Origin of the sequence: Microbacterium sp. T32, from assembly GCF_001619615.1 — a bacterium.
GTDB lineage: Bacteria > Actinomycetota > Actinomycetes > Actinomycetales > Microbacteriaceae > Microbacterium.
The window spans coordinates 140,301-154,641 of the sequence record NZ_LQQP01000023.1; the positions used below are offsets into that span (position 1 = coordinate 140,301).

Sequence of the window (14,341 nt, forward strand, 5' to 3'; positions counted from 1 at the left end):
CCCGTTGACGAACCCGGCGTTCAGGGACAGGGGGTGCGGATGCCAGGGCTCAGAGCCGCGGGCGGATGGCGGTGTCGGCCTGGGCCAGGGCCTGCAGCGCCCGCGGGAACCGCCCGGAGACGCCGGTGCGGCGAAGGCGATCCAGCGCGGGCTCCTCGGCGGGCAGTCGGTGGTGCTCGCCGCGGACGAGCCGTCGCGTGGCGTTGAGGAGCGCCATGGGGTGGGTGTCCAGGGCGCTGTGTCCGTTGTGGAGCCGGACCAGGGTGGCATCCGGAGCCGTCCTCACCACCCGCTCGGCGATCGCCGGCGGCGTCCGCAGGTCGCGGTCGCCCGAGAGGGCGACGAGCGGCCACGAGAATCCCGCGGCGGCGGCCGTGAGGTCGTAGGGCTCTCCCGCGAAGGCGGGGAAACGCTCCGCGAGCAAGGCGTAGGTGAGCGCCGGGTCGAGCGGGAGTCCGTCCGGTGGGGCGCCGTAGTGCAGCTCGCGGAACGCGATCGTGCCGACGACGTCGAATTCGTAGATGCCCGGGACCCGCGCGATCGACGCGTCGCGCGTGGCGTACGCGGCGAGCGCGCGCCACGCGAGTCCGGGGCGGTGCCGCACGAGCGTCCGCGACAGCTCCGCGCCGGCGAGCTCGTAGGCCGCGCGGACGACGTCGAGCACGACGCGCTCGTCGATCCCCTCGTCGACGAGTCGCCGCACGCCGCGGGACAGGTCGTCGTCGGCATCCCAGAAGAGGGCCCGCAGACGCGCCCGTTCGAGCGCGAGGTCGTCGGCGGATTGCAGCGCCGAGTCGAGCAGCATGCCCGCGACCCGGTCCGGATGCCGAGCGCCGAAACTCGACGCGAGATAGCTGCCGTATGACGACCCGACGATGAACGCCCGGTCGACGCCCTCGGCATCCATCACCGCGGCGAGATCGTCGAGGACGGCGGTGATACGCATCGCGTCGGGCGGCAGGACGTGGCCGGCGAGGTCGTGCCGCGAGCGTCCGATGCCGCGGTGTTCGACCATCAGGACGTCGAGTCCGCCCTCGGCGGCGCGTCGGCGGAGTCCGCGGTAGGGCAGAACGGATGCCAGTCCAGGGCCGCCGGGGATGATCAGGGCCGGGGTCGCGGTACGCGGACCGGCGCGGACGTACGCGAGATCGAACGGCGGCACCCCGTCCGCCGCCGGGCGCCGCACGGTCCTCACTCGCTCGCGCATGCCCCCGACGGTACCCGCGCATCGAGCGCGTGAGGGGTCAAGAAGTGTCGCTTCGGGCGGGCGCAAGCGACATTCTTTGACCCCTCACACCTCCGGACGCGGCTCATGCGGCGACCGAGGGGCCCAGGACCGCCAGGAGGCGCAGCTTCTCGGCGCTCTCGCTGCCGGGGACCGCGGTGTAGACCAGCAGCGAATGCGACGTCTCGGGGTCGACGAGCGACTGGCAATGCAGCTCGAGCGCGCCGACCGCGGGGTGCACGAACCGCTTGGTCGCGCTCGGCCGAAGCCCGACCTCGTGCGCGGCCCACAGGGTCCGGAATTCCGCGCTGCGCTCGAGAAGATCGTCGGCCAGGGCGGCGGCCCGAGAACCCGGGCCGCGGCGGCCCGCGAGCTCGCGGAGACCTGCGGCGAAGAGCCGGCTGAGGAACTCGTGCTCCTCCGACGCGTAGAGCGCTCGCGACGCGGGATCACTGAACCACCGGTAGCCGAGGCTGCGCTCGGGCCCGGTCCGCCGCGACGCGTCACCGACCAGGGTGGCGCCCAGGGGCGACTGCCGCAGGGTCTCGCCGAGTTCGGTGACGATCTCGGCGGGGGTGTCGTCGAGGCGATCGAGGATGCGGAGGAGTCCCGGGCTGACGTGCTCGCCCGCGGCGGAGCGCTCGTCCGGCACGTGCCCGGCGAGGCGGAACAGGTGGTCGCGCTCGGCGCGCGTGAGGTGGAAGCCCTGCGCGATCGCGGCGAGCATCTGCGGCGACGGCTGCGGGCCGCGCTCCCGCTCCAAGCGCGCGTAGTAGTCGGTCGACATGTGCGCGAGGGCCGCGGCCTCCTCGCGCCGGAGCCCGGGGGTGCGACGCCGTGCGCCGCGCGGCATCCCGACGTCCTCGGGTTGGAGCGCCTCGCGCCGGGTGCGGAGGAAGTCCGCGAGGGCCGTTCGGTCGATCATGCTCCCTGTCTACCCCTCGGTCGGGCGCGGATCCAGGACGCGGCGATCCCCCTCTCGCGGTTCGTCGGGAGAAGCGGCCCGGCTCGCGGGACACCCGGCCCGCAGCAGCGGGAGACACGGAGCGCACCATCCCGCGTTCCGGTTGGCTGTGAGTTCGGGATGCCACGGCGCTCGCGCCCCGTGCGCTGCCTATGCTCCGAACGTGGCCTCTGCTTCCCGCTCCCTCGACCTGCTCGCGGCCGGCGCCGGTGTCGCGGCCGCCGTGCTCGGCGCGGGACTCGGCGAACTCACCGCGGCCGTCGTCGCGCCGACGGCGAGCCCGTTCGCCGTCATCGGCGGCGGGATGATCGACATCGCACCGCCGTGGGGGAAAGACCTGGCGATCAGCTGGTTCGGTACGAACGACAAGGCCGCGCTGCTGGTCGGCATCGCGATCCTCCTCCTGGCGATCGCCGCCGCGGCCGGTGTTCTCGAGCGTCGCCGCCCGCCGTGGGGGCGCGTGATCCTGGGCGGACTCGGCGTCGTCGGCGTGGTCGTGTCGATGACACGGGCCGACGCGGACGTGCTGTCACCCGCGCCGTCGTTCGTCGCGGGAGCCGTCGCCGTGATCACGGGGGCGCTGCTGATCGCGCGCCTCCGCCGAACGGGTGCCGCCGCCCCCGAGGACACCACCGGCCCGTCACGGCGCAACGTCCTCGCGTTCTCGGGCATCGCGGTCGTCGTCGGCGCCCTCGCCGCGGTCGGTTCCGCGGCCGTCCGCGGCGGTGCTCAGGCGGCGTCGGCGGTCCGTTCCGCCCTGCGTCTGCCGACCCCGGCCACCACGACCCCCGTCCCGGCCGCGGCGGAGCTCGGCATCGACGGCCTCGCGCCGGTGATCACGCCGGCCGCGGACTTCTACCGCATCGACACCGCGCTCGTCGTGCCGCAGGTCGATCCGTCGACGTGGAGTCTTCGCATCCACGGGCTCGTCGAAGAGGAAGTCGTGCTGACCTGGGACGACCTCGTCGCCCTCCCCCAGCGCGAAACCGTCGCGACCCTCGTGTGCGTGTCGAACGAGATCGGCGGCGACCTGATCGGCACGGCGCGTTGGCTGGGCGTCCCGATCCGCGACCTGCTCGAGCGGGCGAAACCGACGGCGGATGCCGACATGGTGCTGTCGCACTCGATCGACGGCTTCACCGCCTCGACGCCGCTCGAGGCGCTGACCGACGAACGCGATGCGCTGCTCGCGATCGGGATGAACGGCGAGCCGCTCCCGATCGCGCACGGATTCCCCGTCCGCATGGTCGTCCCGGGCCTGTACGGCTACGTCTCCGCGACGAAGTGGGTGACCGAGCTCGAGGTGACGCAGTACGCGGTCGCCGAGGGCTACTGGACCTCGCGCGGATGGTCGGCGCGCGGCCCGGTGAAACTGGCATCCCGCATCGACGTCCCCCGCGCCGGCGCGCGCGTCACCGCCGGCTCCACGACCATCGCCGGAGTCGCCTGGCAGACCCACGTCGGCGTCTCGGGCGTCGAGGTGCAGATCGACGACGGCGCGTGGCAACCCGCGAAGCTCGCGACGGCGATCTCGTCCGACACGTGGGTGCAGTGGAGTCTGCCGTGGGATGCCACGTCGGGCACGCACACGATCCGCTGCCGCGCGACGTCCGCCACCGGCGAGACCCAGACCCAGCAGCGCGCCGCGCCCGCGCCCGACGGCGCGACCGGCTGGGACGAGCTGACCCTCACCGTCGCGTGAGGGGTCATTTTCTGTCGCCTGGAGCGACCGGAAGCGACAGAAATTGACCCCTCACGCCTGGGTCAGGGTCAGGGCAGGACGTGACGGAGCTGCTCGATCGCCCAGTCGATCTCGGTCGCGCGGATCGTCAGGGGCGGCGCGATGCGGATCGTCTGCCCGTGCGTGTCCTTGACCAGCACGCCGCGCGCGAGGAGCTTCTCGGCGATCTCGCGCCCGCGGCCCGCGACCGGGTCGATGTCGACGCCCGCCCAGAGCCCGGCCACGCGCACCGCTGTCACGCCGTGACCGACGAGCGCCTCGAGCCCCTGCGTGAGATGCTCGCCGAGCGCCTTCGCGCGGGTCTGGAACTCTCCGGATGCCAGCATCTCGACGACCCGCAGTCCCACCGCGGCAGCCAGCGGATTGCCGCCGAACGTCGAGCCGTGCTCACCGGCACGGATGACACCCAGGACGTCCTCGTTCGCGACGACCGCGGACAGGGGCAGGATGCCACCGCCCAGCGCCTTGCCGAGGAGGTAGATGTCGGGCACGACGCCCTCGCGGTCGCACGCGAACGTCTCGCCCACGCGGCCGAGGCCCGACTGGATCTCGTCGGCGATGAACAGCACGTCGTTCTCGGTACAGATCTCGCGCACCCGGCGGAGGAACCCCTCCGGCGGGATGATGATGCCGGCCTCGCCCTGGATCGGCTCGAGGAGCACCGCGGCGGTGTTCTCGTCGATCGCGGCGGCGATGGCATCCGCGTCTCCGTAGGGCACGTGCACGAAGCCGGGCGCGTACGGACCGAAGTCGTCGTGCGCGACGGGGTCGTCGCTGAAGCCGACGATCGTCGTGGTGCGGCCGTGGAAGTTGCCGTTCGCGACGATGATGGTCGCGGCATCCGGGGCGATGCCCTTCGAGCGGTAGCCCCACGCGCGGGCGACCTTGATACCGGTCTCGACCGCCTCCGCGCCGGTGTTCATCGGCAGCACGAGGTCCTTGCCGCACAGCTGCGCGAGCGCCGTGGCGAAGGGGCCGAGCTTGTCGTTGTGGAACGCGCGGCTCGTGAGCGTGAGGCGCTCCAGCTGCTCGCGGGCGGCGGCGAGGATCGCCGGGTGGCCGTGGCCGAAGTTCAACGCGGAGTACGCCGACAGCAGGTCGAGGTAGCGCTTGCCCTCGACGTCGGTGACCCAGACGCCCTCGGCGCGCGCGGCGACGACCGGCAGCGGGTGGTAGTTGTGCGCGAGGTGCGCGCCCTCGGCGGCGATGAGCTGAGCGCCGAGGTCGTCGACGGTGGTGCTCATCGGGTGCCTCCGCGCAGCTCGAGCGTGCAGCACTTGATCCCGCCGCCGCCGAGCAGCAGCTCGGACAGGTCGACCAGGACGGGCGTGTAGCCGCGCTCGCGCAGCTGCGCCTCGAAGCCCTTCGCGCGCAGCGAGATGATGACGTTCTTGCCGTCGCTGGCGGAGTTCAGGCCGAACACCGCGCCGTCGGCATCCGAGACCCGGATGGCATCCGGATACCGCTCACGGAGGATCGCCTGGCTGCGCTCATCGAAGGCGTTCGGCAGGTACGCGATGTTGGCCTTCTCGACGCCGCCGGGACCCTCGACCGGGTCGAGCACGGCGATCGCGGTGTCGAGGTGGTAGAACCGCGGGTCGGTGAGCGTCAGCGACACGACCTCGCGCGAGAACACCTCTCCGACCTCGCGGTGGCTGTCGCCCGTCGAGCGGAAGCCGGTGCCGGCGAGGATCGTGTTCCCGACGAGCAGGAAGTCGCCCTCGCCCTCGTTGACCTCGACCGGCTCGGCGACCTCGAAACCGTTGGCGGCGAACCAGTCGATGAACGCGGGGGCCTCGTCGGCACGCTCGCGGAAGCGGAACTTCGGGCCGTACGCGACGCCGTCGATGACGAAGCCGCCGTTGGCCGTGTAGACCATGTCGGGCAGGCCCTCGAGCGGGTCGATGAGCTCGATCTCGTGGCCGAGCTCGGTGTACGTGTCGTAGAGCGACTGCCACTGGCGCAGGGCCAGGGCGGTGTCGGTGGGGCGCGACGGCTCCATCCACGGGTTGATGCTGTAGCTGACGGTGAAGTGCTCGGGCCGGCACATGAGGTACCGGCGGTGCTGCTGCACGCGCTCGACCGTTGCGGTCTCGGCGGGGGCGGCGGTGGGGTTCGCGGACATCTCTGCTCCTCAGGAGAAGGTGCGGCGGACGCTGTCCTCTGGGCCCGGTGGCCCTTCGACCCGGCGGCGCCTTCGCGCCGTGCGGGGAAAGGTCGGTCCGAGCACGCCGTGGCCATTGTCTCACGCGGGCGCGGGCGCGCGCGAGCCGCCGGGCGGGTTCGGCACAACCTCAGCGATTCGCGCCGGGTCAGTGGCATCCGGCCGAATCGGGCTGAGGTAGCGCGGATCGCGGAGGATGCGCCGATCGCGGAGCGGGCGCGGCGCATCGCCGCCGCCGCGGCACAACCTCAGCGATTCGCGCCGGGTCAGTGGCATCCGCCCGAATCGGGCTGAGGTTGCGCGGATCGCGGAGGATGCGCCGATCGCGGAGCGGGCGCGGCGCATCGCCGCCGCCGCGGCACAACCTCAGCGATTCGCGCCGGGTCAGTGGCATCCGCCCGAATCGGACTGAGTGTGCGCGGATCGCGGACGGGGCGCGTCGCGCGGCGTCACGGGCGCCGTCGCTGTCGGACGTGCGTGGGAGAATCATCGCGATGTCTGCCACGCTCGAGAACTCCGTCGTCTTCGACGAGTCGGCCGGTGTCGTCCGCATCCTCGATCGCCGCGTGTTCCCCGCGCGGGTGGAATGGGTGGATGCCACGACCCCCGACGAGGTCGCCACGGCCATCCGCGACATGGTGACCCAGAGCTCGGGGCCGCTGTACGCCGCGACCGCCGGCATGGGGCTGGCCGCGCTCCACGTGCGCGGGCTGCCGCTCGGCGAGGCGCGCACCGCGCTCGGCCGCGCGGGTCGCGCCCTCGCCACCGCCCGCCCGACGAATGCCCACCCGCGCGATGCCGTCGCCCGGATCCTCACGGCCGGACGGGATGCCGACGACACCGACGCCCTCGTGTCCGTGACGCTCAAGACGGCCGCGGCCGTCGACCGCGACTACCGCGAGGCGAGCCTGCGTCTCGGTCGCGCGACGCTGTCCCTGCTGCCGGCGTCGCCGCGCATCCTGACGCACTGCTGGGCCGACGCGTACCTGTTCGGGCTCGTCGCAGCCTCCCGCGAGGCCGGCCGCGAGATCGAGTGGATCGCGACCGAGACCCGCCCGTACCTGCAGGGCGCGCGCCTGACCGCGCACTCGCTGCGCGAGCTCGACCAGAAGGTCACGCTGATCACCGACGGCATGGCCGCAGCGGCCCTCGCCTCGCCGCGCGGTGTCGGCTCCGGACCGATCGACGCCGTCGTCACCGCCGCCGACCGTGTCGCGCTCGACGGATCCGTGGTGAACAAGGTGGGCACGCTCGCGCACGCGGCCGCAGCGGCGGCGTTCGGCATCCCGTACTACGCCATGGTCGAGGCGCCCGATCCCGGTGCTCCGACGGGCGCCGACGTCGTGATCGAGGACCGCGACCCGCGCGAGGTGCTCGAGGTCCTGGGGCACCGCACCGCGAGCCCGCTCGTGACCGACGCGTGGTACCCCGCGTTCGACGTCACGCCGCCGCGCCTGGTGACCCGGATCGCGACGAGTCGCGGAACCTTCGCCCCGGCGAACGTCGGCGAGCACTTCGCGACGGACCCGGATGCCGAGGCGCCCGCGCCCGCGCTCCGGCGCCGCCGCTCGCCCGCCGAGCCCGCGCCGGTCGCCGCGACCGTGCAGCCCGACACCATCGCTTTCCGCTCCGTGACCGCTTCCCCCGACGAGGACCCGCAATGACCGCCATCTCCGCCGACGTCGTCGTGCTCGACATCGAGGGCACGACGAGCGCCGCCGGGTTCATCCTCGGCGACCTGTACGACTACGCCCGCCCGCGCCTCGACGCGCTCCTCGCCCGCGACGACGACACCGTGCGCGCCGCCCGCGCCGACGCGATCGCCGAGACCGGACTGGATGCCGACGCCACCGATACCCAGGTCGCCGACGCGCTGCGCGAGCTCATGGCATCCGATGTGAAGTCGACGCCGCTGAAGACGCTGCAGGGCATCCTGTGGGCCGAGGGTTTCGCCGCCGGCGAGATCCACTCGCAGTTCTTCGAGGACGTGCCGCCGCGCCTGCACGCGTGGCACGAGGCGGGGATCCGGCTCGCGGTGTACTCGTCCGGCTCCGTCGCATCGCAGGTGCCGTGGTTCCGCCACGCGCCGCAGGGCGATCTGACGCCGCTCGTCGAGGACTTCTTCGACACGGTGAGCGCGGGTCCCAAGAAGGAGTCCGGGTCGTACGACCGCATCGCCGCGGCGCTGGGGGTCGCTCCCGGGCGCGCGCTGTTCCTCACCGACCACCCCGACGAGGTCGCCGCGGCCCTCGCGGCCGGCTGGCAGGTCGTCGCGCTCGACCGCGCCGGCGAGCCCTGGCACGGCGCGGAGTTCGCGGCGCCGGCGGTGGCCTCCTTCGACGAGATCGAGCTCACGCGATGACGCTCCCTCTCACCGCGCGCGTGCAGGAAGCCGGTGCCGCTCTCGCCACAGAGGCCGCCCGGTTCTCGGGGTACGGCTGGATGCGCGGCACCTCCGGCAACCTGTCGGTCGTGATCGACCGGCATCCGCTCGTGCTCGCGGTCACGGCATCCGGTCTCGACAAGTCCGAGCTCACCGATCGCGACGTCGTGCTGATCGACGCCGACGGCGCGGCGATCGACCCCGACGACCCGCGGCCGCCGTCCGCCGAGGCGGGGCTCCACGCGCACATCGCCGCGCGGACCGGCGCGGGAGCGGTGTTCCACGTGCACGCGTTCGACGCGGTCGTCGCGGGGCACCGGTGGCCGGGCGGGGTCGAGATCCGCGACATGGAGATGCTCAAGGGCATCGGCCACCGCGCGCACGGCGAGACCGTGACGATCCCGGTGATCGCGAACGACCAGGACATGAGCGTCGAGGCCGCCCGCTTCGACGAGGTCTACGTCCCGGCCACGGCCGACGTGCCCGAGGTCCCCGCGCTCATCGTCGCGAGCCACGGCATGTACGCGTGGGGCGAGGACGTCGCCGCCGCCCGCCGCCACCTCGAGATCGCCGAGTGGCTGCTGCGTTTCACCGTCGCGACCCGCTGAGCAGCGGCGCTGCGCTCTCGGCGTGCGTCGCGACCCGCTGAGCCGCGGCATCCGTCACCGCCCGGCCGCCTGCGGCCAGGACCAACTCCGCATAAACGCTCCGGCTCGGCAGAAACGCTCGGAGAGGGCGTTTCCGCCGACGCACAGCGTTTATGCGCGGGGGCGGGGCGGCGCCCCGCCCCCGTCAGCCGAGCAGCGCCACCGTCCGCGCGGTCAACACGCGCGGGTCGGCGTCCTCCAGCCGCGCGGTCCCGAGGGTCCGCGCGGCGCGCAGCACGAAACGGGCGGCGACCGCGCGCTCGGGCTCGGGCAGGGTCTGGATGTCGGCGACCTTCGAGAACCCGACGATGCGGCGCACGGCCTTCGCGGCGCCGTAGATCGCGGCATCCGATCGCACGACCGCGAGCGTGTGCTTCAGGACCTCGTCGCTGTACACGCGCGGGTCGACGCGGTCGGGCCAGCGGCGACGGAACTCCGCCTCGAACGCGTCGACGAGCTCGACGGGCAGCGTCAGCAGCGTCTCGGCATCCGCAGACCGCCCGAGCACGTGCGCGCGAGCCGCGGCGATCACGAGGTTCGCCCACACGGCACCGAGGTCGAAGCCCGTGGGGCCGTAGGTGCCGAACTCCGAGTCGAACGCGCGCACCGACTCCCCCTCGGCCCGCACGAACACCGATCCGGTGTGCAGGTCGCCGTGCATCAGGCTCTGCGTGCTCTCCTGGAACCGCAGCTTCGCCAGGCCGATCTCGCGCACGAACGCCCGGTCGGCGCGCAGCTCGCGCACGTCCTCGTCGTTCGCGGGCAGCCACCCGTTGTGCTCGTGGTCGACGTACGGCTCGGTGAAGACCAGGTCCTCGGTGATCTCACTCAGCTCGGGGTTCGTCGCGGCGGCGATCGCACGGCGGCGCTCCGGCCCCGGCGTCCCGAAGGCGCTCGTCGCGAACCCGACGGCCCCCACGTACTCGCCGAGCTGCGCGGCGGCGTAGGTGTGCAGCCGCCCGGCGTTGAGTTCTCCGCGCCAGACGGCGTGGTCGCTGAGGTCCTCGATCGACAGCGCGAGGTTCTCCGCGTCGAAGCCGTGGAACGCGGGCACGTGCGCCGGATCGATCCGCTCGTGCACCCCGAGCACGACGGCCTCCCGCGCCACCCGTTCGCGCGTGAGCGGCCAGGACGGATCGACGCGTACGTGCGGCAGCGACTGCTTCACGACGACACCGTTGCCTGCGGCATCCTTCACGATGAAGACGAGGTTCAGATTGCCGTCGCCGACCTCGTCGACGGACACGATGGATGCCGGATCCACCGGCCCCGAGAGGTGCGGGCGTGCGGCGAGGTAGGCGGGGACCGTGGCGACGGTCAGCTGATCGGTGAGGACGGTCATGATGCGGTGGTGCTCCCGGCGACGATGGTGGTCTTGCGACGGCGGAACGTGAAGCTGAACAGCAGGGCCACGAGCAGCACGAGGCCCTTCCCGAAGTCCTGGATGTAGTACGGCAGGCCCATCATCGAGAACCCGGTGACCATCACGGCCACGAGCACCGCGCCGAGCGCCGTGCCCCACGCGTTCGGGCGCCCGATGCCGAGCACCGAGACGCCGACGAGCGCGACGGCCACGGCATCCAGGAGCAGGCTGTTGCCGGCCGAGACGTCGCCCTGTCCGATGCGGGCGGCGAGGATGAGACCGGCGATGGATGCCAGGATCCCGCAGCCGATGTACGCGGCGGCGCGGTAGGCGCGGACGCGCACACCGGCGAGGCGCGCGGCCTCGGGGTTCGAGCCGACAGCGGCGAGCGCGCGACCCCAGCGGGTGCGGTCGAGGACGAACCACAGCACGACCGTGAGTCCGAGGAAGAGCACCACGGGCACCGAGATCGGGCCGATGAAACCGCGGTCGAACCACACGAAGTCGGGCGTGAAGCGGCCCGGCGCGGTGCTGCCGTCGTCGAGGGTCATCTGCGACGAGATGGACTTGCCGTCCACGATGATGAGCTTGAGACCGACGACGGTGAACATCGTCGCGAGCGTCGCCAGCAGGTCGGGGATGCGGGCGAACACGATCAGCGCGGCGTTGATCGCGCCGATCAGGGCACCCGAGAGCAGGACGACGCCGACGGCGATCCCGCCGACCTGGTTCGCGATCACCATGGTCCACGCGGCGATGGACACCGCGAATCCGGCGTTGGCGCCCACCGACAGGTCGAGTCCGCCGACGGTCATCGCGAGGGTCACGCCGAGGCCGGCGATGCCGATCGGGGCGATGTACTTCAGCATCCCGACGAGGTTCTCGGGGGTCGCGAACGCCGGCTGGCTCAGGGCGAAGAACGCGATCAGCAGGACCGTGACGGCGACGAAGCCCCACTTCGCGATGGCATCCACGATCCGGGAGCCGACGCTCACCCGCGCGGGGACGAGAGCGGTGGTCATGCGGTTTCCTTCCGGTGGCCGGGGTCGTCGAGGAGAGCGGCGACGATGCGCGCGCGGTCGAGCACTCCGGCGGGGGTGTCCAGAGCGATGCGCCCCGAGACGAGGACGACGATGCGGTCGGCGACGTCGAGGATCTCGTCGACGTCGCTGGAGAGCACGATCACGGCCGCGCCCTCGGCCGCGCGGTCGCGGGCGGCGTCGCCGATGCGGCGGCGGGCGCCGATGTCGACGCCGCGGAAGGGCTCGTCGAGCACCGCGAGCCGCGGCCCGGTGCGCAGCCACCGCCCCACGACGACCTTCTGCTGGTTGCCGCCGGAGAGGTCGTCGACGCGCGTGTCGGCGGACGGCGCGACGACGCCGTACGCGTCGATCACGTCGTCGGCGGCCGCGCGTTCGCGGCCCGGCGACACGACGCCCCAGCGCGAGATCTGTCGCAGCACCGGGAGTCCGACGGTCCGGCCGATCGACCAGCCGGGCTGGATGCCCTGCCGCTGGCGATCCTCGGGCACGAGCACGACGCCCGCGTCCTTCGCCGCGGCGGGCGAGGAGGGTCGGTACGGTGCGCCGTCCAGCCGCAGCCGCGCGTCACCGTCGACACGGACGCCCGCGATGAGTTCGGCGAGTTCGGTCTTCCCGGCCCCCAGCAGACCCAGGATGCCGGTCACCTGGCCCGCGGCCACCTCGAGGGTGAGCGGCTCGCTGCCGGGCAGCAGCACGGCGCCGTCGACCTCGAGGACCTGCGCGCCCGGGGGGAGCGGCTCGGTGACGTGCTGCTGCAGCTCGGTGGGGACGCCGAGCATCGCCTCGAGCGCGGCGGTCCAGTCGAACGGGCGCCCCGACTCGAGCTCGAGTCGACCGTCGCGCAGGACGACGATGCGATCGGCCAGCCGCTCGATCTCGCCGAAGCGGTGGCTGACGAACAGGATCGACAGGCCCTCGTCGCGCAGCACCCGCAGCACGGCGAACAGGCGGTCCGCCTCCGCCGCGGTGAGCGCCGACGTGGGCTCGTCGAGGATGAGCAGGCGCGGCGTCGAGCGCAGGGCGCGGGCGAGCACGAGCAGTTGCGCATCGGAGGTGCCGAGGCGCGCGGCATCCGCTCTCAAGACCTCGTCGGACCACGACAGGCCGAGCCGCTCGAGCGCCGCGCGAGCGACCCGTTCCGCCTCCGCCCGGCGCACGAGGCGGTGCCCCCCGGTCGCGAGGTCGGTGAGCGCGAGGTTGTCGGCGACGCTCAGTCCGGGCACGATGCCGTCGGCGATCCGCTGGTGGACGGTCTCGATGCCGGCGCGGCGGGCGCGGGCGGGTGAGGTGAGCCGCTGCGCCGACCCCTCGACCGCGATCTCCCCCGTGTACGCCGCGTTGGCGCCGGAGATCGCGCCGATGAGCGTCGACTTCCCCGCGCCGTTGGTCCCGAGGAGCGCCGTGATGCTCCCCGGGTACAGGTCGAGCGAGACGTCGCGGAGCACCTGGTTGGTGCCGAACCGCACGCCGACGCCGCTCAGGCGGACGACGGGGGCGTCGTTCACCTGAGCGGCGTGCGAGAGCGGAAAGGTCATCCGGAGACGGCCGGCAGCCAGTCGGCGACCACCGTGTCGTTCAGGAGCAGCGACGGCTCGGCCTCGCGCAGCTGGGCGACGTTGGTGATGCCCTTCTCGATCAGGAAGTCGCGCGTGATGGTCACGGCGGGGAACTGGACGGTGTCCTCGGTGAGCTGGCCGGCCAGCTTCAGCGCGAGAGCACGCACGACACCGGCGCCCACGGCCGAGGGGTCGGTCGCGCTCGTGGCGACCCACGGGCTGCCGTCGGCGGTCATGACCTCGATGTCGGCGTTGGAGATGTCGATGCCGTAGACCTTGACCTTGTCCTGCAGGTTGTTCTGCTCGACGGCCTGGACGACGCCCTTCGTGATCTCGTCGTACGGGGCGAAGATCGCCTGCACACCCGGGTTGGCCTTGAGGGCGGCGTCGACGAGCGGGATGTTGTCGGTCGCGGTCGACTCGGTCACCTTGCCGGTGAAGAAGAGCTGGTCGAGGCCGTTCTTCGCGATGACCTCGTCCCACACCTTCTTGCGGCGGTCGAGCGGGGCGAAGCCCTCGGCGCTGACGAGGCCGACCTTGGCACCCTGGCCGTTGTCCTTCACGAGCTGGTCGAGGACGCCCTGCGCCATCGAGGCATCCGACTGCGAGGTCACGACGACACCGGTGGAGTCCTTGAGCGCGAGGTCGTAGACGATGACCGGGATGCCGGCATCCACCGCCGCATGCACGCGCGGCTCGATCGTGTCGGTCTGGCCGTGGTCGACGATGATCGCGTCGGGCTTCGCGGCGATGGCCTGCTCGAGGTCGGACGCCTGCTTGGCGTTGTCGTTGCGCGCGTCGAAGACCGTGAGGTCGATGTTGACCGCGGCGGCCTGCGCCTTCGCGCCGGCCGTCCACGCGGTGAAGAAGTCACCCGCGCCGGACTGCTGGACGAGGGCGACCTTCAGCGGCGCGCCGTCGAACGGCGCCGGGAGGTTCTCGGCCTTCTGGACGGGGGCGGACGAAGCGGCGGGCGCGGCGGTGTTCTGCTGAGCGCAACCGGTCAGGGCGATCGCGGCGATGCCGGCGGTGGCGACGAGCGTCGCCCAGCGGTGGGAACGAACGGACACGGGGGTCCCCTTCGGAGGAGGTCGGGTGCGGGAAGCCGCGGCGGGTGCTGTGGGGCGGCGGCCGTCGAGCAGTAAATCAGCGGGCGCTGTGCGGAGCCGTCCGAGGTTGCGGTTTGTTACGGGTCGCGGCGGCGGGAACGCCCCGGACCCTCCCCGGGGGCGAGACAATCGACACGTCCCGACCG

At 72.7% G+C, this 14,341-nt stretch carries 12 protein-coding genes; 4 read left to right on the forward strand and 8 right to left on the reverse strand.

Translation table 11 applies throughout. The features are described 5' to 3' along the window. Positions 1–49 precede the first annotated feature (49 nt). Complete coding sequence (locus AVW09_RS12865) at positions 50–1,207, reverse strand: alpha/beta fold hydrolase (RefSeq protein WP_063258446.1); 1,158 nt, start codon at positions 1,205–1,207, stop codon at positions 50–52. Between the two features lie 103 nt (positions 1,208–1,310). Next, positions 1,311–2,150 carry a helix-turn-helix transcriptional regulator gene (locus AVW09_RS12870; RefSeq protein WP_063258447.1) on the reverse strand — a complete coding sequence of 280 codons (840 nt, stop codon included), beginning with the start codon at positions 2,148–2,150 and terminating at the stop codon, positions 1,311–1,313. A gap of 202 nt (positions 2,151–2,352) precedes the next feature. On the opposite strand from AVW09_RS12870, the gene AVW09_RS12875 reads away from it, so the two are divergent. After that, positions 2,353–3,891 (forward strand): molybdopterin-dependent oxidoreductase, encoded by a 1,539-nt coding sequence (locus AVW09_RS12875; protein ID WP_231901841.1) that lies wholly within the window; start codon positions 2,353–2,355, stop codon positions 3,889–3,891. Between the two features lie 68 nt (positions 3,892–3,959). Here AVW09_RS12875 and rocD read toward each other — a convergent pair whose 3' ends face one another. Together rocD and ddaH are read right to left on the reverse strand one after the other, a co-directional pair. Further along, entirely contained in the window at positions 3,960–5,174 is a 1,215-nt protein-coding gene (gene rocD / locus AVW09_RS12880) for an ornithine--oxo-acid transaminase (RefSeq protein WP_063258448.1), read from the reverse strand. Next, positions 5,171–6,055 carry a dimethylargininase gene (ddaH, locus tag AVW09_RS12885; RefSeq protein ID WP_063258449.1) on the reverse strand — a complete coding sequence of 295 codons (885 nt, stop codon included), beginning with the start codon at positions 6,053–6,055 and terminating at the stop codon, positions 5,171–5,173. The genes rocD and ddaH overlap by 4 nt, the downstream gene beginning before the upstream one ends. Positions 6,056–6,588: 533 nt before the next feature. Here ddaH and AVW09_RS12890 point away from each other — a divergent pair. From AVW09_RS12890 to mtnB, 3 genes are read left to right on the forward strand one after another with little or no spacing between them, the layout of a single operon-like run. After that, positions 6,589–7,758, forward strand: a complete 1,170-nt coding sequence (locus AVW09_RS12890) for a hypothetical protein (protein WP_082822977.1) — start codon at positions 6,589–6,591, stop codon at positions 7,756–7,758. Beyond that, positions 7,755–8,456: an acireductone synthase gene (mtnC, locus tag AVW09_RS12895; RefSeq protein ID WP_063258450.1), complete on the forward strand. Its 702-nt coding sequence runs from the start codon at positions 7,755–7,757 to the stop codon at positions 8,454–8,456. The genes AVW09_RS12890 and mtnC overlap by 4 nt, the downstream gene beginning before the upstream one ends. Then, the gene (mtnB, locus tag AVW09_RS12900) at positions 8,453–9,085 is read left to right on the forward strand and encodes a methylthioribulose 1-phosphate dehydratase (protein WP_063258451.1); all 633 of its coding nucleotides are present in this window, start codon (positions 8,453–8,455) and stop codon (positions 9,083–9,085) included. The genes mtnC and mtnB overlap by 4 nt, the downstream gene beginning before the upstream one ends. A 184-nt stretch (positions 9,086–9,269) precedes the next feature. Here the strand turns inward: mtnB and mtnK are convergent, their stop codons facing one another. From mtnK to AVW09_RS12920, 4 genes are read right to left on the reverse strand one after another with little or no spacing between them, the layout of a single operon-like run. Next, a complete protein-coding gene (mtnK, locus tag AVW09_RS12905) occupies positions 9,270–10,466 on the reverse strand; it encodes an S-methyl-5-thioribose kinase (protein WP_063258452.1) in 1,197 nt (398 codons plus the stop codon). Beyond that, complete coding sequence (locus AVW09_RS12910; protein WP_063258453.1) at positions 10,463–11,509, reverse strand: ABC transporter permease; 1,047 nt, start codon at positions 11,507–11,509, stop codon at positions 10,463–10,465. The genes mtnK and AVW09_RS12910 overlap by 4 nt, the downstream gene beginning before the upstream one ends. Then, positions 11,506–13,065: a sugar ABC transporter ATP-binding protein gene (locus tag AVW09_RS12915; protein ID WP_063258454.1), complete on the reverse strand. Its 1,560-nt coding sequence runs from the start codon at positions 13,063–13,065 to the stop codon at positions 11,506–11,508. Before AVW09_RS12915 ends, AVW09_RS12910 begins: the two co-directional genes overlap by 4 nt. Further along, complete coding sequence (locus AVW09_RS12920) at positions 13,062–14,156, reverse strand: substrate-binding domain-containing protein (RefSeq protein ID WP_063258455.1); 1,095 nt, start codon at positions 14,154–14,156, stop codon at positions 13,062–13,064. The genes AVW09_RS12915 and AVW09_RS12920 overlap by 4 nt, the downstream gene beginning before the upstream one ends. Positions 14,157–14,341: the final 185 nt, after the last annotated feature.

Excerpts from the sequence above, each read along its gene's own strand:
- mtnK (WP_063258452.1), bottom strand. The coding sequence starts at position 10,466 with ATGACCGTCCTCACCGATCAGCTGACCGTCGCCACGGTCCCCGCCTAC.
- AVW09_RS12915 (WP_063258454.1), bottom strand. The coding sequence starts at position 13,065 with ATGACCTTTCCGCTCTCGCACGCCGCTCAGGTGAACGACGCCCCCGTC.
- AVW09_RS12890 (WP_082822977.1), top strand. The coding sequence starts at position 6,589 with ATGTCTGCCACGCTCGAGAACTCCGTCGTCTTCGACGAGTCGGCCGGT.
- AVW09_RS12870 (WP_063258447.1), bottom strand. The coding sequence starts at position 2,150 with ATGATCGACCGAACGGCCCTCGCGGACTTCCTCCGCACCCGGCGCGAG.
- rocD (WP_063258448.1), bottom strand. The coding sequence starts at position 5,174 with ATGAGCACCACCGTCGACGACCTCGGCGCTCAGCTCATCGCCGCCGAG.
- ddaH (WP_063258449.1), bottom strand. The coding sequence starts at position 6,055 with ATGTCCGCGAACCCCACCGCCGCCCCCGCCGAGACCGCAACGGTCGAG.
- AVW09_RS12910 (WP_063258453.1), bottom strand. The coding sequence starts at position 11,509 with ATGACCACCGCTCTCGTCCCCGCGCGGGTGAGCGTCGGCTCCCGGATC.
- mtnC (WP_063258450.1), top strand. The coding sequence starts at position 7,755 with ATGACCGCCATCTCCGCCGACGTCGTCGTGCTCGACATCGAGGGCACG.
- AVW09_RS12865 (WP_063258446.1), bottom strand. The coding sequence starts at position 1,207 with ATGCGCGAGCGAGTGAGGACCGTGCGGCGCCCGGCGGCGGACGGGGTG.
- mtnB (WP_063258451.1), top strand. The coding sequence starts at position 8,453 with ATGACGCTCCCTCTCACCGCGCGCGTGCAGGAAGCCGGTGCCGCTCTC.